The 26,534-nt window shown below is 69.5% G+C and carries 27 protein-coding genes and 1 pseudogene; 8 read left to right on the forward strand and 20 right to left on the reverse strand.

Annotated features, from left to right (window positions below):
* Positions 1–44: 44 nt before the first annotated feature.
* Complete coding sequence (gene epmB, locus D000_RS0111470; RefSeq protein WP_018873669.1) at positions 45–1,088, reverse strand: EF-P beta-lysylation protein EpmB; 1,044 nt, start codon at positions 1,086–1,088, stop codon at positions 45–47.
* Between the two features lie 77 nt (positions 1,089–1,165).
* Here epmB and efp point away from each other — a divergent pair, with 77 nt between their 5' ends.
* From efp to dacB, 3 genes are all read left to right on the forward strand, one after another.
* Positions 1,166–1,729 carry an elongation factor P gene (gene efp / locus D000_RS0111475; RefSeq protein WP_018873670.1) on the forward strand — a complete coding sequence of 188 codons (564 nt, stop codon included), beginning with the start codon at positions 1,166–1,168 and terminating at the stop codon, positions 1,727–1,729.
* Between the two features lie 15 nt (positions 1,730–1,744).
* Complete coding sequence (gene epmA / locus D000_RS0111480) at positions 1,745–2,713, forward strand: EF-P lysine aminoacylase EpmA (RefSeq protein ID WP_018873671.1); 969 nt, start codon at positions 1,745–1,747, stop codon at positions 2,711–2,713.
* A 160-nt stretch (positions 2,714–2,873) separates the two neighbouring features.
* A complete protein-coding gene (gene dacB, locus D000_RS0111485) occupies positions 2,874–4,286 on the forward strand; it encodes a D-alanyl-D-alanine carboxypeptidase/D-alanyl-D-alanine-endopeptidase (RefSeq protein ID WP_026279955.1) in 1,413 nt (470 codons plus the stop codon).
* A 249-nt stretch (positions 4,287–4,535) separates the two neighbouring features.
* On the opposite strand, the gene D000_RS0111490 is transcribed toward dacB, so the two are convergent.
* Positions 4,536–5,165 (reverse strand): hypothetical protein, encoded by a 630-nt coding sequence (locus D000_RS0111490; RefSeq protein WP_018873673.1) that lies wholly within the window; start codon positions 5,163–5,165, stop codon positions 4,536–4,538.
* Positions 5,166–5,172: 7 nt separating this feature from the next.
* A complete protein-coding gene (locus D000_RS0111495) occupies positions 5,173–5,724 on the reverse strand; it encodes a hypothetical protein (protein WP_018873674.1) in 552 nt (183 codons plus the stop codon).
* Between the two features lie 284 nt (positions 5,725–6,008).
* On the opposite strand from D000_RS0111495, the gene D000_RS0111500 reads away from it, so the two are divergent.
* Complete coding sequence (locus D000_RS0111500) at positions 6,009–6,482, forward strand: YhcB family protein (RefSeq protein ID WP_026279957.1); 474 nt, start codon at positions 6,009–6,011, stop codon at positions 6,480–6,482.
* A 195-nt stretch (positions 6,483–6,677) separates the two neighbouring features.
* On the opposite strand, the gene D000_RS0111505 is transcribed toward D000_RS0111500, so the two are convergent.
* The 13 genes from D000_RS0111505 to D000_RS0111565 all read right to left on the reverse strand — a co-directional run bounded on the left by D000_RS0111505 (position 6,678) and on the right by D000_RS0111565 (position 17,626).
* Positions 6,678–7,073, reverse strand: a complete 396-nt coding sequence (locus D000_RS0111505) for a hypothetical protein (RefSeq protein WP_026279958.1) — start codon at positions 7,071–7,073, stop codon at positions 6,678–6,680.
* A gap of 89 nt (positions 7,074–7,162) precedes the next feature.
* On the reverse strand, positions 7,163–7,885 hold the full coding sequence (locus D000_RS0111510) for a glycosyltransferase family 2 protein (RefSeq protein ID WP_018873677.1): 723 nt from the start codon (positions 7,883–7,885) through the stop codon (positions 7,163–7,165).
* A 7-nt stretch (positions 7,886–7,892) separates the two neighbouring features.
* Entirely contained in the window at positions 7,893–8,615 is a 723-nt protein-coding gene (gene fabG / locus D000_RS0111515) for a 3-oxoacyl-ACP reductase FabG (RefSeq protein ID WP_018873678.1), read from the reverse strand.
* The gene (locus D000_RS0111520; RefSeq protein WP_018873679.1) at positions 8,612–9,073 is read right to left on the reverse strand and encodes a hypothetical protein; all 462 of its coding nucleotides are present in this window, start codon (positions 9,071–9,073) and stop codon (positions 8,612–8,614) included. Before D000_RS0111520 ends, fabG begins: the two co-directional genes overlap by 4 nt.
* A 30-nt stretch (positions 9,074–9,103) precedes the next feature.
* On the reverse strand, positions 9,104–9,883 hold the full coding sequence (locus D000_RS0111525; protein WP_018873680.1) for a beta-ketoacyl synthase chain length factor: 780 nt from the start codon (positions 9,881–9,883) through the stop codon (positions 9,104–9,106).
* Entirely contained in the window at positions 9,880–11,067 is a 1,188-nt protein-coding gene (locus D000_RS0111530; RefSeq protein ID WP_018873681.1) for a beta-ketoacyl-ACP synthase, read from the reverse strand. The genes D000_RS0111525 and D000_RS0111530 overlap by 4 nt, the downstream gene beginning before the upstream one ends.
* A gap of 70 nt (positions 11,068–11,137) precedes the next feature.
* On the reverse strand, positions 11,138–13,483 hold the full coding sequence (locus D000_RS0111535; RefSeq protein ID WP_018873682.1) for an MMPL family transporter: 2,346 nt from the start codon (positions 13,481–13,483) through the stop codon (positions 11,138–11,140).
* Positions 13,484–13,486: 3 nt separating this feature from the next.
* A complete protein-coding gene (locus tag D000_RS0111540) occupies positions 13,487–14,026 on the reverse strand; it encodes a LolA-related protein (RefSeq protein WP_018873683.1) in 540 nt (179 codons plus the stop codon).
* Between the two features lie 107 nt (positions 14,027–14,133).
* On the reverse strand, positions 14,134–15,051 hold the full coding sequence (locus D000_RS0111545) for a lipid A biosynthesis acyltransferase (RefSeq protein ID WP_018873684.1): 918 nt from the start codon (positions 15,049–15,051) through the stop codon (positions 14,134–14,136).
* The gene (locus tag D000_RS0111550) at positions 15,048–15,374 is read right to left on the reverse strand and encodes a hypothetical protein (protein WP_018873685.1); all 327 of its coding nucleotides are present in this window, start codon (positions 15,372–15,374) and stop codon (positions 15,048–15,050) included. Before D000_RS0111550 ends, D000_RS0111545 begins: the two co-directional genes overlap by 4 nt.
* Before the next feature lie 13 nt (positions 15,375–15,387).
* Positions 15,388–16,704: an AMP-binding protein gene (locus D000_RS0111555; protein ID WP_038047882.1), complete on the reverse strand. Its 1,317-nt coding sequence runs from the start codon at positions 16,702–16,704 to the stop codon at positions 15,388–15,390.
* A 38-nt stretch (positions 16,705–16,742) separates the two neighbouring features.
* Positions 16,743–17,357, reverse strand: a complete 615-nt coding sequence (locus D000_RS0111560) for a hypothetical protein (protein ID WP_018873687.1) — start codon at positions 17,355–17,357, stop codon at positions 16,743–16,745.
* The gene (locus tag D000_RS0111565; RefSeq protein WP_018873688.1) at positions 17,354–17,626 is read right to left on the reverse strand and encodes a phosphopantetheine-binding protein; all 273 of its coding nucleotides are present in this window, start codon (positions 17,624–17,626) and stop codon (positions 17,354–17,356) included. Before D000_RS0111565 ends, D000_RS0111560 begins: the two co-directional genes overlap by 4 nt.
* 201 nt (positions 17,627–17,827) lie before the next feature.
* On the opposite strand from D000_RS0111565, the gene D000_RS0111570 reads away from it, so the two are divergent.
* A complete protein-coding gene (locus D000_RS0111570; RefSeq protein WP_018873689.1) occupies positions 17,828–19,165 on the forward strand; it encodes a tryptophan 7-halogenase in 1,338 nt (445 codons plus the stop codon).
* A gap of 10 nt (positions 19,166–19,175) precedes the next feature.
* Entirely contained in the window at positions 19,176–19,847 is a 672-nt protein-coding gene (locus D000_RS0111575; RefSeq protein WP_018873690.1) for a YdcF family protein, read from the forward strand.
* A 172-nt stretch (positions 19,848–20,019) separates the two neighbouring features.
* Here D000_RS0111575 and D000_RS0111580 read toward each other — a convergent pair whose 3' ends face one another.
* The 3 genes and pseudogenes from D000_RS0111580 to D000_RS0111585 all read right to left on the reverse strand — a co-directional run bounded on the left by D000_RS0111580 (position 20,020) and on the right by D000_RS0111585 (position 24,581).
* A complete protein-coding gene (locus D000_RS0111580; RefSeq protein WP_018873691.1) occupies positions 20,020–22,797 on the reverse strand; it encodes a valine--tRNA ligase in 2,778 nt (925 codons plus the stop codon).
* A 322-nt stretch (positions 22,798–23,119) separates the two neighbouring features.
* Positions 23,120–23,325 (reverse strand): annotated as a pseudogene (locus tag D000_RS14500) (hypothetical protein).
* Positions 23,326–23,735: 410 nt separating this feature from the next.
* Complete coding sequence (locus D000_RS0111585; protein WP_018873692.1) at positions 23,736–24,581, reverse strand: SDR family oxidoreductase; 846 nt, start codon at positions 24,579–24,581, stop codon at positions 23,736–23,738.
* A gap of 132 nt (positions 24,582–24,713) precedes the next feature.
* On the opposite strand from D000_RS0111585, the gene D000_RS0111590 reads away from it, so the two are divergent.
* Together D000_RS0111590 and D000_RS0111595 are read left to right on the forward strand one after the other, a co-directional pair.
* On the forward strand, positions 24,714–25,121 hold the full coding sequence (locus D000_RS0111590; protein ID WP_081616674.1) for a YchJ family protein: 408 nt from the start codon (positions 24,714–24,716) through the stop codon (positions 25,119–25,121).
* Entirely contained in the window at positions 25,118–25,726 is a 609-nt protein-coding gene (locus tag D000_RS0111595) for a DNA-J related domain-containing protein (RefSeq protein ID WP_018873694.1), read from the forward strand. The genes D000_RS0111590 and D000_RS0111595 overlap by 4 nt, the downstream gene beginning before the upstream one ends.
* Positions 25,727–25,742: 16 nt before the next feature.
* Here the strand turns inward: D000_RS0111595 and D000_RS0111600 are convergent, their stop codons facing one another.
* Positions 25,743–26,534 carry a ferredoxin--NADP reductase gene (locus tag D000_RS0111600; protein WP_018873695.1) on the reverse strand — a complete coding sequence of 264 codons (792 nt, stop codon included), beginning with the start codon at positions 26,532–26,534 and terminating at the stop codon, positions 25,743–25,745.

The raw sequence follows: 26,534 nt of genomic DNA on the forward strand, positions 1-26,534 counted from the left end.
ACTTTAGCAGCAAACCGTGTATTTGGTGCGGGTGCTCGCGCGCCTCATTCACGAGCGGGAAACGGCGCCAGCAGGGTTTTCCCGGGTTCGCCGGGGATTTCGCGGGCCAGCCGCGGCACCAGGTAGCCGGGCAGGCGCGCATGCAGTTCGCGATAGAGGGCCCGGGCACGATGGGCGGATACCTCGAAGTGCGCGGTACCCCGGGTGCGGTCGAGCTGGTGCAGGTAGTAGGGCAGTACACCCAGGTGGAACCCGGTCTCCTGCAGTTCGGCCAGCGTATCGGCGTCGTCGTTGATGCCGGCCAGCAGCACGGCCTGGTTGAGCAGGGTGACCCCGGCGGCGGCCAGCCGGCGCAGGGCCTGGTCGGCCGGTGCCGCAAATTCGCGCGGGTGGTTCGCGTGCAGGACCATGATGTGCTGCAGTCGGCCCTGCCCGAGCCAGCCCAGCAGGGCCGCGTCGACCCGCTCCGGCAGGATGACCGGGAGCCGGGTGTGGATGCGCAGGCGCTGCAGGTGCGGGATATCCGCCAGGCGTTCGGCGAGCCGGGCCAGGCGGTGGTCGCCCAGTGCCAGCGGGTCCCCCCCGCTGAGGATGACCTCGCGGATCTCCTGGTGCCCGGCGATATAGGCGAGCGCGGCATCCCAGTCATCGCGCGCGGGGCTGTGGTCGGCGTAGTCGAACTCGCGGCGAAAACAGTAGCGGCAGTGAATGGCGCAAGCCCCCGTGGTCAGCAGCAGGACGCGGCCGTGATACTTGTGCACCAGCCCCGGCGCGGCCAGGGCGTCGTGGTCGCCGACCGGGTCGCTGACGAACCCGGGCTGTTCGTGCGTCTCCTCGCCGCGGGGCAGGGCCTGCAGCAGCAGCGGGTCACGCGGATCGCCCGGCTGCATGCGCGCCAGGTAGCTCTCCGGGACGCGGGTGCGGAACAGCCGGTCTGCTTCCTGCATCCCGGGTACGGCGTCCGGCGCCAGGCCCAGGCGTCGCAGGAGGATCTCCGGGTCGCGGATGGCACTGGCCAGCGCCTGCTGCCAGGCCGGCGTCGGGCGCGGCGCGGGTGGCTGGGTTCCGCGCGGTTCGCGCGTTATCATGACGGGCTTTGTGGGCATGGATCGTTTCCGGACGGGGCCGTATGCCCGCGCCACGAATCATCGAGGAACAGCACGCAATGGCAACCTACAGTACCAACGAATTCAAGGCCGGGCTCAAGCTCCTGCTGGACGGGGACCCGCAGTCCATCGTGGAAAACGAGTTCGTGAAGCCGGGCAAGGGCCAGGCCTTCAACCGGGTCAAGCTGCGCAACCTGCGTACCGGTCGGGTGCTGGAGAAGACCTTCAAGTCCGGCGAGTCGGTGGAGGCCGCCGACGTGATGGATACCGAGATGCAGTACCTCTACACCGACGGCGAGTTCTGGCACTTCATGGTGCCGGATACCTTCGAGCAGTACGCCGTGACTGAAGCCGCACTGGGGGATTCCGGGCAGTGGCTGAAGGAGCAGGATGTCTGCACCGTGACGCTGTGGAACGGCGAGCCGTTGTCGGTGGTGCCGCCGTCCTTCACCGAGCTGAAAATCACCCAGTGTGATCCGGGCTTGCGGGGCGATACCGCGCAGGGCGGTACCAAGCCGGCCACCCTGGAGACCGGCGCGGTGGTGAAGGTCCCGCTGTTTGTGGAGGAAGGCGAGACGGTCAAGGTCGATACCCGCTCCGGCGAGTACGTCTCGCGCGTCTGATCGGCGTCGGCCGCCATGAGTGACTGGCGCCCGGCGGCGCCGGGCGTGGCCCGCAGCGCGCGGGCCCGCCTGCTGGCTGGCCTGCGCGCGTTCTTCGCGGCGCGCGGGGTGCTCGAGGTCGAGACCCCGATCCTGAGCCAGGGGGCACCCCAGGACCCGATGCTGGAAAGCTGGGTGGCTCAGGCGCCCGACGGCGCATGTGGCTACCTCCAGACCTCGCCCGAATACCCGATGAAGCGTCTGCTCGCTGCGGGCGCGCCGGATATCTATCAGATCGCCCGGGTCTTTCGTGGCGGCGAATCCGGGCCCCGGCACAACCCTGAATTCACCCTGCTGGAATGGTATCGCCACGATCTGGACCACCACGCGCTGGCGCGCGAGGTGGTCGCCCTGATCGCGGACCTGGCGGCGCAAGTGCCCGAGTGGCGCGCGCCCCGGGGCTGCGAGGAGGTGGCGTATGCCGACCTGTTCCGGTCTGCCCTGGGGCTGGATCCGGTCACCGCGGACGCCGCGGAATTGGAGCGGGTCGCGGCGGCACGGGGTCTCAGCATCGGCGGTGAACTGGACCGCGACGGCTGGCTGGATGCCCTGATCAGCCTGGTGCTGGCGCCCGATTTCCCTTCGGACCGGCTGACGATCCTGGTGGATTACCCGGAGAGCCAGGCGGTGCTGGCGCGGCCCTGTCCGCAGCGACCCGGGTACGCCGCCCGGTTCGAGCTGTACTGGGGCGGGCTGGAACTGGCCAACGGCTACCATGAGCTGATCGACGTGGACGTGTTTCGCCAGCGCCGTGAGCGCGACATCGCAATGCGACGGGCGCGAGGGCAGCCCCTTCCACCCCTGGACCATCACCTGGAGGCGGCCCTGGACGCCGGACTGCCCGACTGCGCAGGCGTGGCGCTCGGGGTGGATCGTCTGCTGATGCAGCTGCTGGGGTGCGCGCATATCGAGGACGTGCTCGACTTCCCCTGGCCCCGGGCGTGAATCCGGCCGCGGCCGGGGCTTGTTCCGGGGCGGGCCGCGGCACACTATAGAAGCCTTCATGTTGGTTTCGTGCAGGATGGCCAGTCGTATGTCTCGATGTTGCATCTTCTCCCGCGCCCGGGTGTGCGCTCGGCTCGGGTTTGCGGGCGTGGCGGCGGGGCTGCTCCTGCTGGCGGCGCTGGTGCCAGCGAAAGCTCAGGCGCAGTTCGAGCATCTGCCCGATGCCCTGCAGCGGGCCATCGAGAGTCAGCGTCTGCCGCCGGACAACGTCGGCCTCTGGGTGCAGCGGATGTCGGATGGCGAGGTGCTTGCGCGCCTGAATACCGACCGGTTGTATAACCCCGCGTCCACCATGAAGCTGGCGACCTCGCTGGCGGCGCTGCACGCGCTGGGGCCGGACTACACCTGGACGACCGAGATCTGGGTCACGCGCCCTGTGCGCGACGGCGTCCTGCGCGGAGACCTGGTGATCCGGGGCACCGGGGACCCCGGCATGGTGAGCGAGGAACACTGGCGCATGCTGGGACAGCTGCGCCAGACCGGGCTCAGGCGGATCGAGGGCAACGTGATCCTCGATGCCTCGCATTTCGAGCTGACCGCGGGCAGCCCGTCCGATTTCAACGATCAGCCACTGCGGGCCTACAATCAGCTGCCCTACGCCCTGCATGTGAATGCCAATGCCCAGCGCTTTCGCGTGCGTCCGGAGCGCCGCGGCAACGGGATCGACGTGACCGTGGACCCACCCCTGCCGGGGCTGGATGTGGTCAACCGCCTGCAGCCAACGCGGGGCAGCTGCGGGGGCTGGCAGCGCGGTATCCGTTTTCATGCCGATCCCGAGGCACAGCGCGTGACGCTGGCGGGCGAGTACCCGGTCAATTGCGGCGATTACGAGCTGCTGCGTTCGGTCGTCACGCCCGAGGCCAATCATGCCGAGATGTTCCGCCTGCACTGGGCGCAGTGGGGCGGCGAGCTGACCGGCGACATCCGCCCCGGCGTGCTTCCGGTGCTGTATGACGAGCCGATCCTGCGCCACACCTCGCGGCCGCTTTCGGACCTGATCCGGGTCTCCAACAAATGGAGCTCGAACGTGATGACGCGCCACCTGCTCCTGACCCTGGGAGCCCGGCATTCCACGCCGCCTGCGACCATGGAAAAGGGGCGCGCGGCGCTGGTGGAGACGCTGCACGGGCTTGGGGTCGGGGTCGACGGCATGGTGGTCGACAACGGGGCCGGCCTGAGTCGCGACGTCCGCATGAGCGCCGCGCAGCTGGGGGCGATCCTGCGCGCCGGCTGGGAGCATCCGCAGCGCCCGGAGTTCCAGTCCTCGCTGGCGCTGGCCGGGCTCGACGGGACGCTGCGCAATCGCTTCCGCAATGGCAGCCAGCGGGAACTGCGCGGGCGGATGCACCTGAAGACCGGGCACCTCAACGAGGTGTCCGCGGTGGCGGGCTATGTGCGCACCCGGGGCGGAGAAGACCTGGCCGTGGTGGTGCTGGTGAACGACCCCCGGGCCCACCGCGGCATGGGGCAAAACCTGCAGGACGCGGTGCTCGAGTGGGCCCACGGCCTCTGACCGGTCGCCGCCCGTGAACCGCGAAGCCCGGCAGGGACAACCCATCCAAAAAGCATGCACAGGAAGATGCGAAGGTAGGAAGGGGTGCAGTCCCTCTGGCCCGGGGTCTGTGCGGCCGGGGAGCCATCGCCCTGTCCTGTCATCGCGCGCGGAGCTGGTGGGCCCGGCTTTTCAGGAAGCTTCCATTCTTCCCGTCTTCCTGTGCACGCCTTTCGGGGTTGGTTCGAAGTGGTGGTGCGTCCGCGGGTCTCAGGGAGATTCGACCTGCCAGTTCGACAGGATCGGGGCGCGCGAGACCTCGACATCCAGCCGGGTCAGCCAGCGCGCGACCATGCGGTTGGAGTTGTTGCGCAGGGTGTAGGCCTCCGGGTGCTCGACGAAGGCCATGCCCCATTCGGCCGTGACCTGACGATCGTCATGCCCGTCCAGCCAGATGGCCTCCAGTTCCTCGCGCAGGGCGGTTGCCCGGGCGCCGGACACGATCAGCAGATGCGAGGCCTCCAGGGGAACCCGCAGTTGGTCGCGGATCGCGGCCGGCAGGTCCGCGCCGCCCAGGATCTGGCGGCCGAGCCCGGCCCGGGTGGGCGTAATCAGGCCGGCCAGCCCCACGGAGAGGTTGGTGCGGCGTTCGACGTAGTAATTCCAGTCGCCGTAGGAGTAGCGCATCCAGGTGTTCGGGGTTGCAGCCGGCAGGACCAGGCTGGCATGGCGGCCGTGATCCAGCACGGCGACGGTGACCGGGTCGTCCGGTGCCGGAGGAGGCTGCAGCGTGACCGCGGCACAGCCCTGCAACAGCCACAGGGCCATCGCGATCAGGATCAGACGCGGCCCGGGCCACCCTGTGCGGTACCGGCGTGATCGCGAGGCGGTGGGCAGCATGATGGCCTCAGTGATGCTCCAGCTTGCCCAGCTCCGCAAGGATCGACAGCACCAGTGATTCCCCCTGCGATCCCATGCCACGACACAGTACGTCGGGATCGCGCTCGCCATCCACCAGGCGCTTGGTGATACCGCCCAGCCGCGCCATGTCACCCCCGGCGCGACTCATCTGCTCGGCCATCTGGGACAGCCAGTGCAGCGACTGGGCATCGCCCCGGGCGGCGCCATGGATCATCTGGGCCAGCCCCGGCGCGGCCTGGGTCGGGTCTCCGCTCTGGTCCGGATCGGGCAGGGTGGATGGGTCCTGCAGGCCGGACAGGATCGCGGTCAGGATCACCGTGTCTTCGTCATCCAGGCCGTGCAGCAGGGACGCATCGCGTTCCCCCTCGAGGACGCGGCGGATGCGCTTGATCAGTTCACCCCAGCCGGCCTCGTGGGCCTGGTTCAGGACCGGTTCCAGTTCGCGGCGGGTCTCCGGGTTCTGCGTGGCCTGAACCACGAGATGGATCAGGCCGGCCTGGGCCTGGCGGATCTGCTGTGCGTGTTGCGGATCGATCATGGCGTGACGGGCTCTTTGTGTTGCGTTCCGGACGGTATTCTGACGGGCTGTGGCGAGGGTAGCATGGCCAGGGCGCGCGCTCCGGGCACGCTTGTGTCGACCACCCGGATCCGGCGGGCACCGGGCGCGGCCGTATGGGGCGGTGTTTACCGGGCCCCGATCCTGCGCCCCGGCTCGCAAAAGCGATGCCGCCACACGCGTCTGGCGACATGCGTGCGGCCCTGACAGTGCGTTCGGCGTGGGCCTGCGGCACAATGGCGGCTCCATTTGCAGAGGATGTCGTGGTGGAAGAGCAGACAGCAACAGGGCTGTGGATGGCCCTCGGGATTCTGGCCATCGTGGTGGCGGCGCTGGTGGGCTTCTGGGTGGGGCGTGTGACCAGTGACGAACGCAAGCTGATCCGCGAGCTGGAAGAGGAACTGGACCGGCGCATGCAGGAACTGACGCGCTACCGGGGCCAGGTCAATGACCACTTCGATCGCACGGCCACGTTGTTCGCGACCATGGCGGGATCCTACCGCGACCTCTACCACCATCTGGCGCAGAGCGCGGAGGAACTGGCTGACAAGCCCACGCGCGAGCGTCTGGAGGACCGGGCCGGCCAGCTGCTGTCACACATGACGCGCCGTGACTATGGCGCGGGCCCCGGCGAGGCGGCCGGGGGTGCCAACGAGTCGGATGCCCAGGACGACGAACCGGCGCACAAGGCCACGGGCGGCGAGAACCGCAAGCCGGACGAACGCCCGCGTCCCGACTGACTGACTGACCGCCGCGGCGGAACCGACCGTTACCGCCACGAAGCCCAGGGGAAAAGCTGAAAAGCGCTGAAAGGAAGGCTGGAAGACCGGAAGTTGATCATGGCGTTGGGGAATCCGTCCGGATTACGCCCCCTGCATCCCTTCCGGTCTTCCCGTCTTCCTGTAGCGGCTCTTTTTCCGCGCTGGCTCCGAGGCTCAGAGAGCGGAGATCTGGGCCCGAATCTGGTCGTCCAGGTTCTGGACCCAGTTGTTGTAGTTGGGGTGGATCTGCCCGTCCGCGTAATTCAGGTTGCTGCTGTCCTTGTAGCGGATGCTGTACTGCCCTGCGGCGTACGGGATCTCCACCACCGCCACGTGCTCGCGCAGATTGAGGCGCCCCTCGATCAGACCCGGTTCGGTCTCTTCCATGCGCCAGCCCAGCGCGACGCCCGCGGTGCGGATGGCGCGTTCCATCTGTTCCGCGCTGGGCTGATCGCCATCGACATTCCGGACCGTGGTATCGCTGATGTCATGCACCGGGACCGTGCCACGGCAGCCGGCCAGCGCGATCAGTGCGGTGAAGAGGATGATCAGCAACGTCCTGGTATTCATGGTGTTTTCTCCCTTTTGCATGCGCCGCGAGTGTAGCCCCGCGGGTTCGCCAATTCCAGGATCGCCTGCCTGGTTCTGGCGGACTCCTGCTAGCGCGGGATCACGCCCAGCGAACGCACGAGTCCCAGCGGCCGCATGCCGCGGCGCAGCAGGTGGCCGGCCACCATGGCAATGATGCGCAGGGTGTCCGCGGTGGGGCGGTAGTGACTGGGGCGGTGGTTCTCCGGATAGATGCAGCGGACCGGCACCACCCGGACCGGAAAGCCCAGGCGTTCGGCGGCAATCAGGACCTCGCTTTCAAACACGAAGCTGCGTCCCCGGTGGTGGGGCAGGTCGAGCTGCCGTAGCAGCGCTGCCGGATACAGCCGGAACCCGGACTGGGAGTCCTGCAGCGGCTGCCCCGAGGCCCAGGCGATCCAGAAATCCGCCATGCGGTTGCCGAACAGCCGCAGCGGCGGGGTGTGTTCGCGCCCCTTGAGTCGGGCACCGAGGATCAGGCGATCCGGGGTTTCGCGCCAGGCGGCTAGCAGGGCCGGGATCTCCGTGGTGTCGTGCTGGCCATCGGCGTCCAGGGTCACCACGGCGCTGGCGCCACTGGTCAGGGCGTGCTGCATACCGGCCCACAGCGCGGCGGCCTTGCCCTGGTTGCAGCCCTGGCGCAGGACTTCGGCCTGCCGCTTGGCGAGGCTTGCGGTGGCGTCGTCGGATCCGTCGTCGATCACGATCACCCGATCCACCCGGGCCCCGGCGATGACGGCCTCGATGGTGGCGGCCTCGTTATGGGCCGGGATCAGGGCAACAATCTCGGACATGGCAGGGTCAGGCCAGGGCGCCGTTGACGCCGATGACCTGCGCCGAGACATAGCTCGACGCGGCGCTGGCGAGGAAGCCCACCACGCTGGCGACTTCCTCCGGCTGCCCGGCGCGCCGCATCGGCACCATGGAGCGGATGGCCTCGGTGTCGAAACTGGAGGCGCTCATCGGACTCTCGATGATGCCCGGGGCCACGGCATTGGCAGTGATGCCGCGCGAGGCGACTTCCTGGGCGAGCGAACGGATGGCCCCGTGCAGTCCGGACTTGGCCGCCGCGTAATTGGACTGGCCGCGGTTGCCGAGCTGACCGGCTACCGATGTGATGGCGATGACGCGGCCCCAGCGGGTGGTGATCATCGGCAGCAGCAGGGGCTGGGTTACGTTGTAGAAGCCGTTGAGTCCGACCTCGATCGGGTGGGCCCACTGCCCCGGGTTCATGCCGGCCAGCGGGGCATCGTCGTGTACGCCCGCGTTGTGTACCAGAATCTGCACGGGCTGCTCGGCGGCAAGCGGCTCCAGGGCCTCTCGGCAGGCACTGCCATCGGTGATGTCGAATACGACGACCCGGGCCCTGCCGCCCGCGTCCCGGATCGTCGTGGCGACGGCTTCGGCGGTGTCGCGGTTGCGGTGGGCGTGCAGGATCACCTCGTGACCGGCGGCGGCCAGGGTGTGGGCGATGGCGGTGCCGATAGCGCCACTGGCACCGGTTATCAGGGCGCGCGGGTTCATGGGGCGGGTTCCTCGTCGGCGGGTTGCAGGATCACGGTTGCACGGGCACTGAGCACCGCCCGCCCGCCGGCGGTGATCTCCAGCAGGTAGATGGAACTGCCGGCATCCGACAGCAGGCGTTCGGCGTGTATGTCCAGGGGGTGTTCGAGCCCATCCAGTGGGGCGGGCTGTACCTGCAGGTCCCGCACGGCCGCCAGGTAGCCGGCGCGGGCAGGCCCGGAAGCGGCCAGCAGGGCCCCGTGCACCGCCATGCCCTGGGCGCCGTATTCCAGGGCGGCCAGGGCCGGCAGCCCGTCCTCGCTGCGCAGCGGGTTGTGCGGGTCGCGGTGGCTGCTGGCACGACAGTGGATGCGGCTGTCGGACCAGGCCTCCACCGTGTCCAGCAGGCACATCGCGCCGGCGTGCGGCAGCCGCTGGCAGATGGCGTCGTGATTGAGGGTGTCGGGCTGGAGCGACATACGCGGGATCTTCCTGATCCGGGCGGATGGTCAGGGCTCGATCCGGATACCCAGAGAGCGGCCCAATGGTGCCTTTAGCCTAACATGTCCGCCGTGGCCCCGGACCAGCTGTTCCAGCAGGGGCAGCGCGCGCGCGGCCGGGTTGCTGTCGCGCAGGGTCTCGAGGTCATCGCTCAGGCAGCGGTCCTCCGGGGCGCCCTGTGCGAAATCCAGCGTCAGGCGCCATGGGGCTCCGGAGGCCGGCCCCAGCCGCAGCGCGACCGCGAACGGATGGGTGATGGGCCGCACCCGGATGAAGGTATCCATCGACGGCACGTCGTAACAGGCCAGCAGGACCTCGCCGCCCTCGGCCAGCTGCAGTGTCGCGGCCTCCAGCAGGCCAGTGGCAAAGCTTGCGTTGTATCCCGAGAGGGCCGTCGCCGGGGCCGGGTTACGGGTCGCAATCGACCAGTTGCCGGCAGGGGCGTTGTGCACCGAATTGTGAAACTGCACCGGCGACACGACCGGGTCGGGCTGGGTCAGGGCGTCACAGATCCGGTCGATGATGTCCATGTCGCCGGAGGACGAGGCAAATACGCTGCGCAGCTGGCTGCGATCTGCGTCCGCGGTCGCCTCCTCCGCGACCTTCAGCGCCAGCCGGATGGTGGCGGTGGTACGGCGTCGTTCGTTGGCGGGGAGCAGACCGGGCGGCGGGGCGCGTACCGCGTCCGGGGTGAGGACGGCATCGCCCGCGAGCACGGCACGGGCACTGGCGAAGTCTTCCAGCCCCGGGCCCAGCAGACCCACGGCATACAGGCCGATCGGGTTCATGCGGTGGTCTCCAGGAGCAGGCTGCAGTTGTTGCCGCCGAAACCGAAGGCATTGACCAGCACGCGGGTCACCGGGCGTTCTTCGGCCTCGGTGCGGGCGTCCAGCCCGAGTTCCGGGTCCGGTGTGCGCAGGCCGGCCGTCGGGGGCACGAACTGGCCGTCCAGGCTGGCCAGGGCCTGCGCGACCCCGACGGCCCCGGCGGCACCCAGGGTATGGCCGGTCAGGCCCTTGCTGCCGGCGACCCGGCAGTTCGGTCCCAGGCCGGCGTTCAGGGCGCGGGCCTCGGCACGGTCATTGGCCGGCGTGGCGGTCGCGTGCATCAGCACATAATCGACATCTTCAGCACGGCAGCCGGCCCGTGCCAGCGCCTGGTTCAGGGCGGCGGCGGCCCCGCGGCCCTCCGGGTGCGGCGCGGACATGTGATGGGCATCGCTGGATTCGCCGTGACCGATCAGGCGCGGGCCATGGCGGCTGCTGCCTGCCCGTTCCAGCAGAAAGTAGCCCGCGGCCTCGCCGATGGAGATCCCCGCACGGTCGCGGTCCAGCGGTGTGCAGGGCCGAGCGGCGACCAGCTGCAGGGCGTTGAAACCATACAGGGTCATGCTGCACAGGCTGTCGACGCCGCCCACCACGGCGGCATCGCAGAGCCCCGCCGCGATGAAGCGCTGGGCGTCGGCAAATACCTTGGCGCTGGACGAACAGGCGGTGGACACGACCATGGCCGGGCCGTTCAGACCGAGGCGGGTGGCCACGAAATCCGCCAGCGAGAACATGTTCTGGGTGTGCTGGTAGTCGTAGTCCGGCGGCAGGGCACCGGTCTGCGGGTCGCGTTGGTGGTAGGCGGCCTCGGTGGCCGCGATACCGGAGGTGCTGGTCCCGAGCAGGACCGCCACGCGGTCGGGCCCGTGACGGGCGGCTGCCGCCGCCACGGCCTCGGCGAATCCATCCTGGCGCAGCCCCAGTTCGGCGAGCTGGTTGTTGCGACAGAGAAACGGTGCCAGTGCCCCTTCCAGGGTGATCGCCTCCACGCCGGGTACGCGACCGATATGGGTGTCCAGGTGGATCGCGGGCAGGTCGCAGGGCCGCAGCCCGCTCGCGGATCGCCGCAGCGCCTCGGCATTGGCGGCGCGGCCGGTGCCGGCGGCGCTGGTCAGGGTGTGGGCGGTGATAACCAGGGGATCCATGAAGCGGCTTTCTGCGGGTTGTGGCCGGAGGCAGCACCGGCTGGATGGGCCGAACGGACAGCCGGTCGGATCAGTCGCGTGGCGGGCCCTCGGGGGCCAGCAGGGCCGCTGCGAGGAAGGAAAATACCACGCCCAGCACCACAGTGAGACCCATGGCCTGCAGCACCGGCAGGCTGGAGAGCGCCAGCAGCCCGAATACGACCAGTGTGGACAGGGCGCAGACGCTGACCGAGCGCAGGTTGCGCAGGCGCGCGGTGGCATCCGCGAGCGGACGACTGAAAAACACCGCGTAGTCCAGGCACAGGCCGGTAATCAGCAGCAGCGCGATCAGGTGGAACAGCGACAGCGACACCCCCAGCAGGATCAGGGTTGCGACCGTCAGCACCAGGCCGGTGCCCACCGCGGCCAGGATGCGCAGGCTGCGTCCCGGGGCTCGTGTCACCAGCAGCAGGAGCAGAGCTACGGCCAGGATGCCCAGGGCCAGACGCTGCAGGGCCTCGTTGCGAAAGTCGATGACCAGGTCCGCGGAGGCGCGGAAAAAGTCGACGTACTGCACGCGATCCCCGTCCAGCGCAAGGGTGTCGGCCCAGCGCGCCAGGGCGTCCGGATCCTGCACCCCGCGCAGGCGCACCCAGGCGATCCAGCCGGGCCCGTCGGCGCGCGGCTGCAGCAGGGGCGCCAGGGCGTTGCGCAGCAGGCCCTCGGGCAGGGTTTCCGGGGCCAGCGGGGTCTGCTGACGGGCGCGCTCCACGTCGGCCACGAACGGTTCGAAGGCGCCCGCGCGAAAGCCCAGCCCCGCTGCGGCTGCATCGACCCGCTCGCGCAGGGTGGCGGCGGTCGGCAGCGCGTCCTGGCGGCTGCGCTGCAGGGCCTGGCTGGGCAGGATCTGCGCGGCGTGGTGGTAACCGTCGAGGATCCTGGCGGCCCGCAGGGCCTGCAGTTCCGGTGTCAGCGCCTCGCTGGCCTGCAGCGCCTGCTCCGGCGTGTCGCCGTGGACCAGCAGGGCATGGCGCACGTCGGCGAGTCCGAGCGCACTGCGCAGCTCCTGGTCAAGCGCGGCCTGATCCTCCGGCACCGGGTGCAGCGCGGACAGGCGATCCTCCCAGGGGAAGGGGTCTGCGGTCGCGATCACGCCGAGGGCGCCCAGCGCCAGCGCGGCAAGGCCCCAGCGGGCGGTCGGCGCTGGCGCCGCGAGGGCGGCGGGCAGGGGCAGGCGCAGCGGGGGCAGGCCCTCGCGGCGCAGGCGTGCCGGCAGCAGCGGAGGCAGAACCCAGCGTGTGACCAGGGCCGCCACCGCGACCCCGGTGAGCACGAACAGGCCCAGCTGGGCCATGCCGGAAAAACCGGTCATGGCCATCAGCGCGTAGACCAGTATCGTGCTGCCCGCTCCGAGTGCGATCGCGGGCCACAGCTCGCGGGCCACCTGATGGATATCGGCGCTGCGCGGACGCTGGGCATGGCTGAACAGGTGCAGGGGATAGTCCAGCGCGATCCCGAGCACGGTGATGCCGAAGGCCAGCGCGATCCCGTGCAGATGACCGAACACCAGGGTCACGACCGCCGCGGCCACCAGGATGCCGCTGGCCAGCGGTACCGCGGCCAGCCACACCGGGTGCGGATGGCGAAACACCAGGGCCAGCAGCAGGGCCAGGGCCAGGCTGGCCGCGCTGGTGATCCAGACCACCTCGGTGCGGATGGTGGCGCGGGATTCGACGGCGATCTGCGCCGGCCCCGCGATGCGCAGTTGCAGGTCGGGCGCGGCCATACGTGTGAACGCCGCGCGTGTGCGCGCGATCAGTTCGGCCTGGGCATCCAGATCCATGCCCTCGGCGTGGCTGTGCAGGACCAGCAGCGCCCGGCCGGCGTCGCGATCGACCCAGACGCCGCCGGGGCCGGTCGCGGCGCGCCCGCCACCGCTGCCGAGCTGTTCCAGCACAACCGCTGTCTGGCCGGTGGGGTCGCGCGGGATCAGCTCGCGCGGCAGTGCCGGAACGCTACTGGAGAGATCGTCGCGCCGGGCCTCCAGCTCCTTGCCCAGGCGTTCCGGCTCGAAGTGCCCGGCGTCGATCTCGGGGCTCAGCAGGTAGCGGTATTCGATCAGGAGTTCCAGGCTTGGCGCGTCCGGGTCCGGACGGCCGTTGTGGATGCCCGCGACGCCGGGTGCGGCCTCCAGTGCGGCCACCAGGGCATCGCTGGCATCGGCGCGGGCTCTGGCATCACCCCCCTCGATGGCCAGCAGCAGGGTACGCCCGGCCGGGCCGGCACCCGCATCCAGCGGGATGCCGCTGGCGCTGACGGGGTCCGGGGCAAAGCCCTGGAGGTCGGTGACCACTTCGCCGCGCAGGCCGAGGGTCAGGGCCGCCAGCAGCAGCGCGACCAGCCACAGCGCCAGAGCGGCCCGGGAGCGCGGCGGCATGCTTCAGTCCGCGGCCTGCGGTGGCTCGAACCGCATCCGGCTGTGGTGGCCGCCGGCCTCGATGGTGATCAGTTCGCGGAGTTCGCCGTCGGCCCCGCTCAGGGTCAGCTCGGGGACCATGCGCCGCAGCGCGCGGTCGCGCGGCGTCAGTTCCAGGGTCCAGTCGGCGGCATCTCCCGTGCGTTCGATCTCGAAATCCGTCTCCAGCGTCTCGCGGTCACCGTTCAGCAGGGACCGAAACAGGCCGGTCAGGGTGGCCAGAGCCGGCTGTTCGTCGAGATCGATCTCGCGGCTGGAGCCGCGACGCTCGAGGGTGAGGGTGTTGCCCTCGATACGCACGGTCTCGCCGCGCGGACCCTCCACCGCTCGGGTCAGTCGGTCGGGGGGCTCGAAGGCCAGTGTGCCCGTGCGGGTCTCGGCGAACTCCAGCATTGGGTCGTCGCGGCGTTCCTCGAACACCAGGGTCGCGGGTTCGTCCCGGGCGAGCGTATCCAGGATCGTCCCGAGACGGTCATCCGCTGGGGCGGCAATGGGCAGGCACATGCCTGTGGCGAGGGCCAGGGCGGCCGCGACACGACGAAGGTCAGGCCTCGCCTTCACTGCACGCCGCGCCGGGTCGCGGGAAAGCCGGGGTATCCATGCGAGCCTGTTCATTGATCGGTTTCCCCCCGGCGGGCGCCTTCATCCCAGAAATCATAGAAATTGAACCAGTTGTAGGGGGCCTCGCGCACCCGGGACTCCAGGCGGTCGGCGTAGCGCTGTACCCATTGTGCGAGGGCCTCGTCGCGCTGGCCGCGCGGGGCCTCGATGGTCTCGGCGAAGGGTTCGAAGACGATATCGTAGCGGTTGCCGCCACGGTAGAGCCCGAAGCAGAGGATCACCGGGACCTTGAGCACGGCGGCGAGCAGCAGGGGGCCCTGCGGGAACAGGGCGGTGTCGCCGAGGAAGCGGCAGGCGACCATCTTGTCGCTCTCCGCGACGCGGTCGCCCAGGGTGGCCACCAGTTCGCCCCGGTCCAGACATTCGCGGGCCTGGATCAGGGTCTCGGTGCGTCCCAGCGGGATGACCGCGGCGGCGACGTCCGGATTGAGGCTCTCCAGCAGGCGCGTGATGCCCTCGTTGTGGTTCGGGTACATCAGCACCCGGACCGGAAAGTCATGCTTGCCGACGGCCAGTGCCCGCAGGGCCTCGAAGCTGCCCAGGTGGGCGCCGAGCAGGATGGCGCCGCGGCCACTCTCGACATGGCGCAGGAAGACCTCGCGGTGATGCACCCGCACGTCCAGGCGGTCGTCGCGGCCGGCCAGAAAGAAGACTCGATCCAGGGTGACCGCGGCGAAACAGTGCAGATGCCGGGCGAGGTCGCCGAGCCCGGGTTCGCGGCCGAGGACGCGGCGCAGGTAGCGGCGGCTGTGGTGGCGCGAGCGGGGAGCGAACAGCAGGAAATAGGCGGTGATCGGGTACAGCAGCGCGCGGCTGGCCCGGCGCCCGAGGTTCAACGCCACCCACAGGATGATGCGCAGGGCCAGCGGGGATCCCCGCTCCTGTTGCTGGAACCAGGCCCGACTCATGCCGCGGGTGTGGCGGTGACGAGCTGGCCCGCGCAGAGGGTGATCTCGGGCGCGGCATCCACGGTGATGACCCGAAAGGCCCGGCGGCCGCCGCGCCCGGGCGGGTCGATCTCGACGCGGAAATCGGTCTCCGGTGCCAGCGGCGCGAGGAACTTGACCTGCGGCAGCGCGTTGATCGAGCCCAGGCCGTGTGCCTGTGCGACGGCCGCGACCTGGTCCAGTACAACCACGCCCGGGACCACCGGGTGGCCGGGGAAGTGACCGGGCAGCGCCGGGTGGTCGGCGCCGATGCGGCGGGTGCCGGACTGGACCGGGGTGACCATCAGGGGGCTGCGCTCAGGCGCATTCGCCGTGCCTGGCGAGCAGATCCAGCAGGACCTGGCGCGGCAGTTTGCCGGTGGCGGAGCGTGGCAGGTGATCGACACGGACCAGGGGGCGCGGCAGGAACAGCGGGTCCATGCACTGGGCCAGCTCGGCCTGGATCTCGGCCGAGCTGCGCCGGGGAGCGACCACCAGGGCCGCCAGGCGCGCGATGCCTGCGCCATCCGCAGCCTGCGCGGGCGGAATGAACACGCCGTCCAGCACGCCGGGGATGGCGTTCAGGCGTCGATTCAGGTCGGCGAGGGATGCGCGCTTGCCGGCGATATTCAGCTGATCGGCCAGGCGGCCCTCCATGCGGAAGTGGTGCGGGTCGCGGGCCTCGATATGGTCCGGAAGCGGGACGGGCTCGGGATGCTGGGGACCCTGCGCCCGAACCCGGCCCGCATCGGTGCCGAACACCTGCACACCGGGGTAGGCGGTCCAGTCGGTCTCCGCCGTCGTGCGCCGGGTGGCGATGGCCCCGGCCTCGGTGCAGCCGTAGATCTCGTCCAGGCGGCATCCAAACACCCGCTCGGCCTGTGCGGCGGTCTCCGGGGGCAGCGGCGCGGTGGCACAGAGGATGCGCTGCGGCCGCGGCCAGTCCAGGCCCGCGCGCAGGCAGGCACCCAGATGGAAGGGGGTGGTGACCAGCACGGCCGGGGCATGCGCAGACAGCGCCGCACGAACGTCCGCCGGATAGAACGGACGCTCCGCTAGGACGCTGGCATGCCCCAGCAGCGCGTACAGCAGGGTCGATTCCAGCCCGTACATGTGCTGTGGCGGGACGGTCCCGACCAGTACCGGGCCCGGGCCTTGCTGCAGCTCGAAACACGCCACGGCCTGGCGGGTGACGGCGTCGAGCGCGCCCCAGGAGCGGGCATGGGCCGTGGGCGCACCCGTGCTGCCGGAGGAGAAGGCCAGGACCGCGGTCTGGTCCGCCGGGATCTCGGGGATCGGACTCGCGGCCACGCCGGCCTCGCCGCTGGCGGAGACCCGCAGGATCGGCACATCGATCTCGGCGTCCGGCCCGTCCACCAGGGCGTGGGCATCCGGATGCTGGCTGGCGATCTCGGCCAGGGTGGTGCGCCCGCGGTTCGGCGGGAGCAGGCTGGTCTGGCCGCGCAGCAGCAGGGCCGCAAAGGCAACCGCAAAGTGGTAGCGGTCCTGACACAGGTTGAACGCGGCGCGCGCCGCAGGCAGGCGTGCGGCCAGGGCCTGAACGTCGGCAAGGAAGGCGGCACGCGTAATGGGTCGCTCCCCGATGTACGCCAGCGGCGTCGGGGCGCTGGTCATCAGGGGGCGGGTGGCCTTTTCCGCGGAGGATGCGGCCGTCACGGGTGCCTCAGGATGCGCTGGTGATCCGCCCGCGCCAGCTCGATCAGGTAGGCGAAGAAGCCGTTACGGGGTTCGTTGCGCAGCAGCCAGCGGCGCAGCGGATACTCGAGCAGGAACAGGGCGGCCAGCAGCAGGTAGTTGACGCCGTTGGCAAACAGGGCCCAGGCGCCGGCCGGGGCGAACAGCGCCAGGGCGACGGAGGCGAGCGCCATGGTGGCGCACAGCAGGGCCCAGGCGAGGGTCAGGCGACGCGTGTAGCGATGGACCGGCGCGGTGTCGGAGGCGCCCATGGCCAGGGCGTAGCGGGTGATCAGCGGGGTCGAACCGGGCCGCAGCGAGCGCGCGAACAGGTAGCTCAGCAGGCCCATGACCAGTACCGGCACGGTGTACAGCAGCCAGCTGCCGGCATCGAACGCCAGGAGCAGGGCAATGCCGGCGCCGAGGCCGGTCGCCAGCAGCACGCGGCCGGTGGCCGCCAGGACCCCCCAGCTGGCCACCAGGATCAGGGCGGCCAGCATGCTCAGCGGCAGCAGGGGCCAGCCGTGGGTGACGCCGAGTACCACCGCAACCGGATAGCCCAGGGCCACGCTGGCGGCGAGGGGTGTGTTCACGACGCGGCTCGGTTGGCCTCGATATGGGCGCTCAGCGCGCGCAGGGAGGCAAAGATCTGGCGATTGTTCTCGTCGTCCGAGCGGATCTGGACGCCATAGGCACGCGAGATCGCCAGGGCCAGCTCCAGGGCATCAATGGAGTCCAGGCCCAGGCCCTCACGGAACAGGGCGTCCTCGGGTTCGATGTCCTCGGGCGCGATGTCCTCCAGATTGAGGCTGTCGACGATCAGTCGGGCGACTTCCTGTTCGAACGCTGTTTGCGATGCCACGTGTTCCCCCCCCCGGGATGATGGTGTGGTGCGGTTACGTGATCGCCGTCGAACTTCCGGTTCACGCGGCGGTAACCCTGCTGGGGGCCGATGATACTCACACGCGGGGGGCCGTGGTACCCTCGCGACCAGTTCGGGTCGCCGTTCTGGCGGGCTGGATGGGAATTCTGGAGGCGGAGTTTGGGACAACCCGAAGAGAAGATGGCAACGGACGGTCGTTGTCAGGTGCTGGTGATCGGGGGAGGTCCTGCCGGTTCCACCGTTGCCTCGCGTCTGGCGCAGAAGGGCCGCGATGTGGTGCTGCTGGAAAAGGCCCGCCATCCTCGCTTCCATATCGGCGAATCCCTGCTGCCGATGAACATGCCGCTGTTCGAGGAACTGGGGGTCGCCGAGGCGATCGCGACCATCGGCATCCCCAAGCACGGGGCCGAGTTCACCATACCCGAGGCGCCCGATGCGCCGCGCACCTACTACTTCGAGCGTGCCCTGAACGACGACACCCCGGCCTCGGCCTACGAGGTGCGGCGTTCGGAGTTCGATCACCTGCTGCTGGAAAACAGTACGCGTCTGGGCGTGCGGGTGCTGGAGGAGGTGACCGTCTCCGACGTGGCCCTGGCCGACCCGGCGCAGGGGGGCACTCAGCTGGTCACCGCACGTGATGCGGGTGGCAATACGCTGGAGTTCGAGGCCGACTTCGTGATCGATGCCTCCGGGCGCGATACCTTCCTGGCGCGGCGCCTGGACCTGAAGATGCGCAACCCCGAGCACAACAGCGCGGCCATCTTCGGACACTTCGACCATGTGCCGCGGCGCCCGGGCCGCGACGCCGGCAACATCAGCATCTACTGGTTCCAGCATGGCTGGATCTGGATGATCCCGCTGCGTGACGGTGCGATGAGCGTGGGCGCGGTGTGCTTTCCGGAATACCTGAAGACGCGCCGGACCAAGCCGGAGGCGTTCCTGTGGGAGACCCTGAAGCTGTGCCCCCCGGCGTTCGAACGCATGCAGGGAGCGGAACTGGCCGGCCCGGTGAATGCCACCGGCAACTTCTCCTACCGCTCGCGTCAGGCCCACGGGCCGGGCTACCTGCTGGTGGGCGATGCCTTTACCTTCGTTGACCCGGTATTCTCCAGCGGGGTGTATATCGCGATGTCGGGCGCCTTCCGCGCCGCCGATGCGGTGGACCGCTGCCTGGAGCGCCCGGCGCGTGCCGGACGCTACCTGCGCGCCTTCGAGCGTGACGTGCGCCGCGGCGTGCGCCGCTTCTCCTGGCTGATCTACCGCTTCAACAGTCCGGTGATGCGCAAGCTGTTCATGGGGCCGCGCAACACGCTGGGCATGGAGCAGGCGGTGATCTCCCTGCTGGCCGGCGATGTCTACCGCAATACCCGCGTGCAGTGGTCGCTGCGCGCCTTCAAGGCTGTGTACTACACCCAGATGGCGCTGAACCTGCCGCGGGCCCTGCACTTCTGGGCGCGGCGCCGGCGCAACGCGCGGCTGCATTTCACCGGTGGCACCACGCCCGAAGACGAGGCCTGAGCAGGCTCGCGTGGGCGCGGCACGGGTCGGACTGGGACGCATCGGCGCGGATGGCCTGGCGACCTTCGCGCTGTCGAACCTGATCATCCTGGCGACCGGCGGCCTCTCCTGGCTGCTGCTGTGGACCCATGCCCTGCGCTGGTCGCGACGGCTTCGCTGTCCTGGTGGGGGCCGGTGCATCCTTGTACTGGGGCAGCAACTGGAGGCCGGGGCGCCAGGGGCGGGGTACCGCCTGCGCCTGTTGCGCGCGGTGCGGCTGGCGCGGCGCAACCCCGATGCCCGGATCCTCGTACTGGGCGGGCAGACGTCCCCGCAGGGCCCGACCGAGGCCGCCGCGGGCGCCGCGTTTCTGCGCCGCTATGGCATCGCTGCCGAGCGTATCCAGACGGAGGATGCCTCCCGGCACACCCTGGAGAACCTGCGCAACGCCCGTGACCTGCTGGCGCTGGAGCCGCATGACGACGAGCCGCTGGTGCTGATTACCAGCCGCTTCCATCTCGCCCGGTCGACGGCGATGGCGCGTGGCATGGGATTGCGCGTCTGCCCCTGTCCGGCCGAGTTGGACTCGCGTGTGTCCGCGGCCCGGCTGGCACGGGAGGCCTGGATGCTGCACTGGTATCACGTGGGTCGCGGCTTCGCCCGCCTGATCCGCCACCGCGGCATGCTCGAACGCATCACCTGACGAAGGTCAAAGACGGTCCACAGGAAGATGCGAAGTTTGGAAGATGGACGGGGCTTAAAGGTCGCCCACTAGTAGTAGTTGCCTCGGGTGCGACCCGGCGTTCATCTGTACCCGTCAGCCAAAACCACTTCTTGTCTTCCCATCTTCCTGTTAACCGCCTTTGACCCTGCCCTTACATCGCGCGGATGCGTTCGCGCTGGGCGGCGAGCTGGTCGCGGGTGGCGTGCATTTCGGCGACGCGGTCGCGTTCCTTCTGCACCACCTCGACCGGGGCACGGTCGACGAAGCTTGCATTGGCAAGGCGCTTTTCGCTTTGCTCCAGGTTCTTGTCGAGCTTGCCGATCTCCTTGTCCAGTCGTGCCAGCTCGGCATCCTTGTCGATCAGCCCGGCCAGCGGGATCAGCAGCTGCATCTCGTCGACCAGCGCCAGCGCGGATTCCGGGGCCTCGTCGCCGGCGTCCAGCCAGGTGACGCTCTCGGGTTTCGCGAGGAATTCCAGCAGACCGCGGTGGCGCGTGTAGCGCTCCTGGTCGGCCTCGCTCCAGTTCTTCACCAGCACCGGCAGCGGCTTGCCCGGGGCGATGTCCATCTCCGCGCGGATGCGGCGCAGCCCGGTGATGAAGTCCTTCACCCAGTCGAGTTCGGCGGTGGCGGTGGCGTCATTCGGGAAGCCGTCCTGCGCCGGCCAGCGGCACTGCACCAGGAACTCGACGTCATCACCGATGCCGGCATGCGGCTTCACACTGGTCCAGATCGCCTCGGTGATGAACGGCATCACCGGGTGCAGCAGGCGCAGCAGGGCCTCGAGCACGGTGACCAGCGTATTACGCGTGGCGCGCTTGACCGCGTCCGGGGTGGCCGCGTCGTTCAGGACCGGCTTGGTCAGCTCCAGGTACCAGTCGCAGTAGTCGTGCCAGGTGAACTCGTACAGCGTCTGCGCGGCGAGGTCGAAGCGGTAGGCATCGAGCTGCTGCGTGGCGGTCGCGGCGGTTTCGGCCAGGCGGTCGAGGATCCAGCGATCGGCCAGGGTGCGGTGTTCGGCGGGGTCGGCGGCGGCCGAGCAGTCGTGGCCCTCGACGTTCATCAGCACGAAGCGCGAGGCGTTCCACAGCTTGTTGCAGAAGTTGCGGTAGCCCTCGATGCGGCCGAGGTCGAACTTGATGTCGCGCCCGGTGGTGGCCAGTGCCGCCAGGGTAAAGCGCAGGGCATCGGTGCCGAACGCGGGGAAGCCGTCGGGAAAGGCCTTGCGCGTGGTCTTCTCGATCTTCGCGGCCATCTGCGGCTGCATCAGGCCCTGGGTGCGCTTGGCCACCAGGTCGTCGGCGCTGATGCCGTCGATCAGGTCAATCGGGTCGATCACGTTGCCCTTGGACTTGGACATCTTCTGGCCTTCCGAGTCGCGGATCAGGCCGGTGACGTAGACCTCGCGGAAGGGCACGTCGCCCATGAAGTGCTCGCCCATCATGATCATGCGGGCGACCCAGAAGAAGATGATGTCGAAGCCGGTGACCAGCACGCTGGTCGGGTAGAAGTCGCGCAGTTCCGGCGTCTGTTCCGGCCAGCCGAGGGTGGAGAACGGCCACAGCGCGGAGGAGAACCAGGTGTCCAGTACGTCCTCGTCCTGTTCCAGCGCCACCTCGGCGCCCAGGCCGTGCTTCTCGCGCACCTCGTCCTCGGAACGCCCGACGTACACGTTGCCATCGCTGTCGTACCAGGCCGGGATGCGGTGGCCCCACCAGATCTGGCGCGAGATGCACCAGTCCTCGATGTTGCGCATCCACTCGAAGTAGGTCTTCGACCAGTTCTCCGGCACGAAGCGGATGCGCCCGTCTTCCACCGCCTTGATCGCCGGCGCGGCCAGCGGGCCGGCCTTCACGTACCACTGGTCGGTCAGATAGGGCTCGACCACGGTGCCGGAGCGGTCGCCGCGCGGGACCATCAGCTTGTGGTCGTCGATCTTCTCCAGCAGCCCCAGGGCGTCCAGGTCGTCGACGACCTTCTGCCGCGCCTGGTAGCGGTCCAGGCCGCGATAGGCCTCGGGTACGTTGTCGTTCAGGCAGGCGTCGATGGTCAGGATGTTGATCACCGGCAGGTCGTGACGCTGGCCCATCGCGTAGTCGTTGAAGTCATGCGCCGGGGTGATCTTTACGCAGCCGGAGCCGAACTCGGCCTCGACGTAGTCATCGGCGATGATCGGGATCTCGCGCCCGACCAGCGGCAGCTTGATCGTCTGGCCGATCAGGTGGCGGTAGCGCTCGTCCTCCGGGTGCACCGCGACGGCGGTATCGCCCAGCATCGTCTCGGGGCGCGTGGTCGCGACGGTCAGGTGCCCGGAGCCGTCGGCCAGCGGGTAGCGGAAGTGCCACAGGTGGCCGTTTTCCTCCTCCGACAGCACCTCGAGGTCGGACAGCGCGGTGTGCAGCACCGGGTCCCAGTTGACCAGGCGCTTGCCGCGGTAGATCAGGCCCTCTTCATGCAGGCGCACGAAGACCTCGCGCACCGCCGCGGACAGCCCGTCGTCCATGGTGAAGCGCTCGCGCGACCAGTCCACCGAGTCGCCCAGGCGACGCATCTGGCGGGTGATGGTGCCGCCGGACTGGTCCTTCCAGTCCCAGACCGCCTCGAGAAACTTCTCGCGTCCGAGGTCGTGGCGGCCCTTGCCGTCGGCGGAGAGCTGGCGCTCGACCACCATCTGGGTGGCGATCCCGGCGTGGTCGGTGCCGCCCTGCCACAGGGTGCGGTCGCCGTGCATGCGCCGGTAGCGGATCAGGGTATCCATCAGCGTGTGCTGGAACGCATGCCCCATGTGCAGGGTGCCGGTCACGTTCGGCGGCGGCAGCAGGATGCAGTAGCTGGCCTCGCCCGACTCCGGCGGCGCGAAGATGTTCGCGGCCTCCCAGCGTTCGTACTGGGTCTGCTCGATGCTCTTGGGGTCGAAGCTCTTGTCCATGATCGCGGGCGCGCTCGGGTCGGAATGGGCGAAAGCCGCGCATTATAACGGCGCGACGCGCTCATCGCCCGCTGTCCGCTATCGCGTTTACGTTGGTTATGTCTGGCCGCCTGCCTAGTAGTGGCTGGCCCTGGTTCGTCCTCTGGTGTTTACGGTGCCTTCGGTCCGCCGCCTGCCATGCGCTGACTCGCCAGCGCGCCGCGAGGTACTTTCTTGCTTGCCCAAGAAAGTACCCAAAGAAGGGCACCCGGATTCCGCCCGGGAACCTCGCTCCGGGCGCGCTGGGCCGGCGGCGCTGAACTCGCTGCGCCTTCGGCTCCGCTCAGACATCCAGCGCCTTCTCCCGGCCCATCACGCCCTCCGCGAGGGGCTCCATACGGGGGAGTAAGGTCAAAACAGGAGACATCCCAATATACCTGCCTAACCTTGCGCATCGCCGTCCGAAAGCCCCAGGCGCCCGCTCGCGGGCGCGGCACGCAACGGCCAACGGCCGAGCGTGCCCAAGATGTTCGAAGACCTAGCCTTCATCCACTGGTAAGACCGTCGGGGCGGCCGTTGTCTTGACCTTGAGCCCCCCGTTGTCGTCGCGCCGAGTGGAGAGGGTTTTCGCGGGATCAGAGGCGCTGGATGTCTGAGCGGAGCCGAAGGCGTAGCGAGTTCAGCGCCGCCCGCGAAAACCCTCGGAGCGAGGGAAACCCCGGCCCGCACAGCGGGCCGGGGTCGCGGCAGTCGGGCGTGTTTCTTGGTGACTTCTTTGCACGAGCAAAGAAGTCACTCGGGGCGCGCTGGCGAGTCAGCGCACGGCAGTATGTGGACCGGAGGCACCGTAAACACCAGGCGACGAACCATGGCCAGCCACCACAAGGCACGCGGCTAGGCGTAACCACCTAAACATCGGGGCCCGAACCCGGTCCAGCCAGAGAGCGTGAGGGCTTGACTCAGGCGGTAGCGAGCCGGTCGAGCAGCGCGCGATAGCCGGTGCGGTAGTCGGGGTAGCGCAGGCGATACCCGCTGGCATGCAGCCGCTCGTTGCGGCAGCGCTTGCCGCAGACCTCGCCGGCCGGCATCGGCGGCATCCCGGGGGGATCGAGTTCCATCTCCTGCGCCAGCCAGCCGAGCAGCTCGTGGCGCAGGGCCGGTTCGTCATCGACGCCCAGATAGAGCGACTCGGGCTCGTCCAGGTGGAAGAGATGGGTCAGCAGCCCCACGCAGTCCTCGCGGTGGATGCGGTTGGTCCAGACCGGCGCCTCGTGCTGGCCGCGAATACCCTCGCGCACCTTGTGCAGGTGGTATTCGCGCCCCGGCCCGTAGATCCCGCCAAAGCGCACGACCACGCCGGCAAACGGGCTGGCGGCCAGCAGCTGCTCGGCCTCCAGCAGACAGCGCCCGGAGAAGCGGGTGGGCTCGGTCGGGCTGGTCTCGTCCACCCAGCGCCCGTCGTCGGCGCCATAGACCGAGGTGCTGGAGACGAACACGATGCGGCGCGGGTGCTGGCGGGCCTGCTCCAGCGCGGCCAGGGTGTTGCGCAGGCCGTCGACGTAGGCGCGGCGGTACGCGGCGTCGGTGAACTCGCCCGGGGTGGCGATGAAATAGACGGTATCCAGCGCCGGGGGCAGGTCCGGCAGGGCGTCGGCGCGGGCGAAGTCGCCGGCCAGTGGCTGGATCGGTTCCGGGATGCGTTCCGGCTGGCGGCGCAGGCCCCAGACCGTGTGTCCGGCCGCCGCGAGCCGTTCTCCGACGCCGCAGCCGAGATCGCCGCAGCCCATGATCAGGATGTTGGCCATGAATCGGTATCTCCCTGGGTGCTTTCGCAACCTAACGTTTCCACGGGCGGAAGACCAGCCCCAAAGTAAGGGTTCGACCCGGGGCAATGGCTCGGGCATGCTGGCGGGGACTTCGATGAGGGGAGGTATCGCGTGGGCAAGGCCAGTTGCAGCAAGGGGGATGGATGCGTCTGCGGGTCCGGGCTGGACCGGACGGCCTGCTGCGGGCCGTTTCTGGACGGCGCAGCCGCGGCCCCGACGGCGGAGGCATTGATGCGCTCGCGCTATGCCGCCTTCGTCGAGGGGCGCGAGGACTATCTGCTGGCCACCTGGGCCGCGGCGACGCGACCGCAGTCCCTGACGCTGGAGCCGGAGCAGCGCTGGCTGGGACTGGCGATCCGCGCGACCGGGGCCGGCGGGCCGGAGGATCAGGAGGGCTGGGTCGAGTTCGTCGCCCGCTCGCGGGTGCGCGGGCAGGGGGTGCGCCTGCACGAGCGCAGCCGCTTTCGCCGCGAGGACGGGCGCTGGGTGTATGTCGACGGGGAGTTCCCGGAGGCATGATCGAGGCGGATGACACGGCCGGAGCGCCGGTGGCGGCGCTGCTGGAACCGGTGCTGGGGTGCCTGCGGGCGCGCCCATCCGGGCTGAGCGAACACGCCCTGATCGCGCAGTTGCGCGACGACGGGGTGGCACTTTTTGCCGACGCGCGGCTGCGGGAGCCGTTGAGCTTGTTCCAGACCCACTTCCTGCTGTTTCACTGCCTGTACCGGCTGCGCGACAGGCTGCTGCCGCAAGGCGAGTGGGTGCGTATTCACTGTCTGGATATCGGCATCGAACCGGTCACGGGCGGACCCCGGCCGGGCGTGGCGGGCCTGCCGGCGCAACACGATCCGCTGCGCGCCTACTACCTGGACCTGGCCCGGCTGGAGCGGATGGATGCGGCCGCGGTGGAGGCGCTTCTGGGCGAGTTCTGGGCCCGCATGGGGCGCGATCAGCGGCGCGATCAGGCGCTGGCGGTGCTGGAGCTGACCGACCCCGTGGATGCCGACAGCGTCCGCCGCCAGTACCGCCGGATGGCGCAGCGCCACCACCCGGACCGGGGCGGCGACACGGCCACCCTGCAGCGGATCAACGAGGCGCGCTGGATCCTGCTGGCGGGAACTTGAGCGCTGCTGAGCGGGCTCAGTCGTCGGCGTCGGACATCGTGGTCACGAAGGCCTGTTCCACGGTGAAGTTGCCGACCCCCTTGTAGTTGGTCTGGGTCCAGCCGTGTTCGACCAGCCACTCGCTCATCTCGCGGTTCATCGCCGGGTTGCCGCAGAGCATCACGCGGTCGTGCTCCGGGTCGGCCGGGGGCAGGTTGAGGATGCGGCTGAGCTCGCCGGAGCGGAACATGTCGGCCCCGCGCTGATTGTTGTCGTACGGCTGCTGCGCGATCGGGCAGGCGAAGTCGTGGTTCTCGCGGGTCACCGTCGGTACGTAGCGCAGGCGGTTGCTGATGAGCGACTCGATCTCCTCGCGGTAGGCCAGTTCCTCCACGGTACGCACGCTGTGCACCAGTACCGCATTGTCGAAGTGCTCGAACAGCTCCGGACTGCGGATCAGAGAAATGAACGGGGCCAGCCCCGTGCCGGTAGCGAGCATGTACAGGGTGCGGCCCGGCTGCACGTAGTCGAAAGTGAGCGAGCCGGTGACCTTGGTGTTGATCCAGATCGAGTCGCCCGGTCCGGCCTGGGCCAGGCGGCTGGTCAGTGCGCCATCGGGCACGTGGATGCTCAGGAACTCCAGTTCCTCGGCCTCGGGTTCGGAGACGATCGAGTAGGCACGCGGGATCAGCTTGCCCTCGGGGCGCAGCCCCAGCGTCACGAACTGCCCGTTCTTGAACTCCAGGCCCTCCGGCCGCGTCGTGGTGAAGCTGAAGGTCTTGTCCGACCAGCGGTGCGTGGAGGTGATACGTTCTTCCGAATACGGCAT

Source organism: Thioalkalivibrio sp. ALJ16, assembly GCF_000377345.1.
Classification (GTDB): Bacteria; Pseudomonadota; Gammaproteobacteria; order Ectothiorhodospirales; family Ectothiorhodospiraceae; genus Thioalkalivibrio.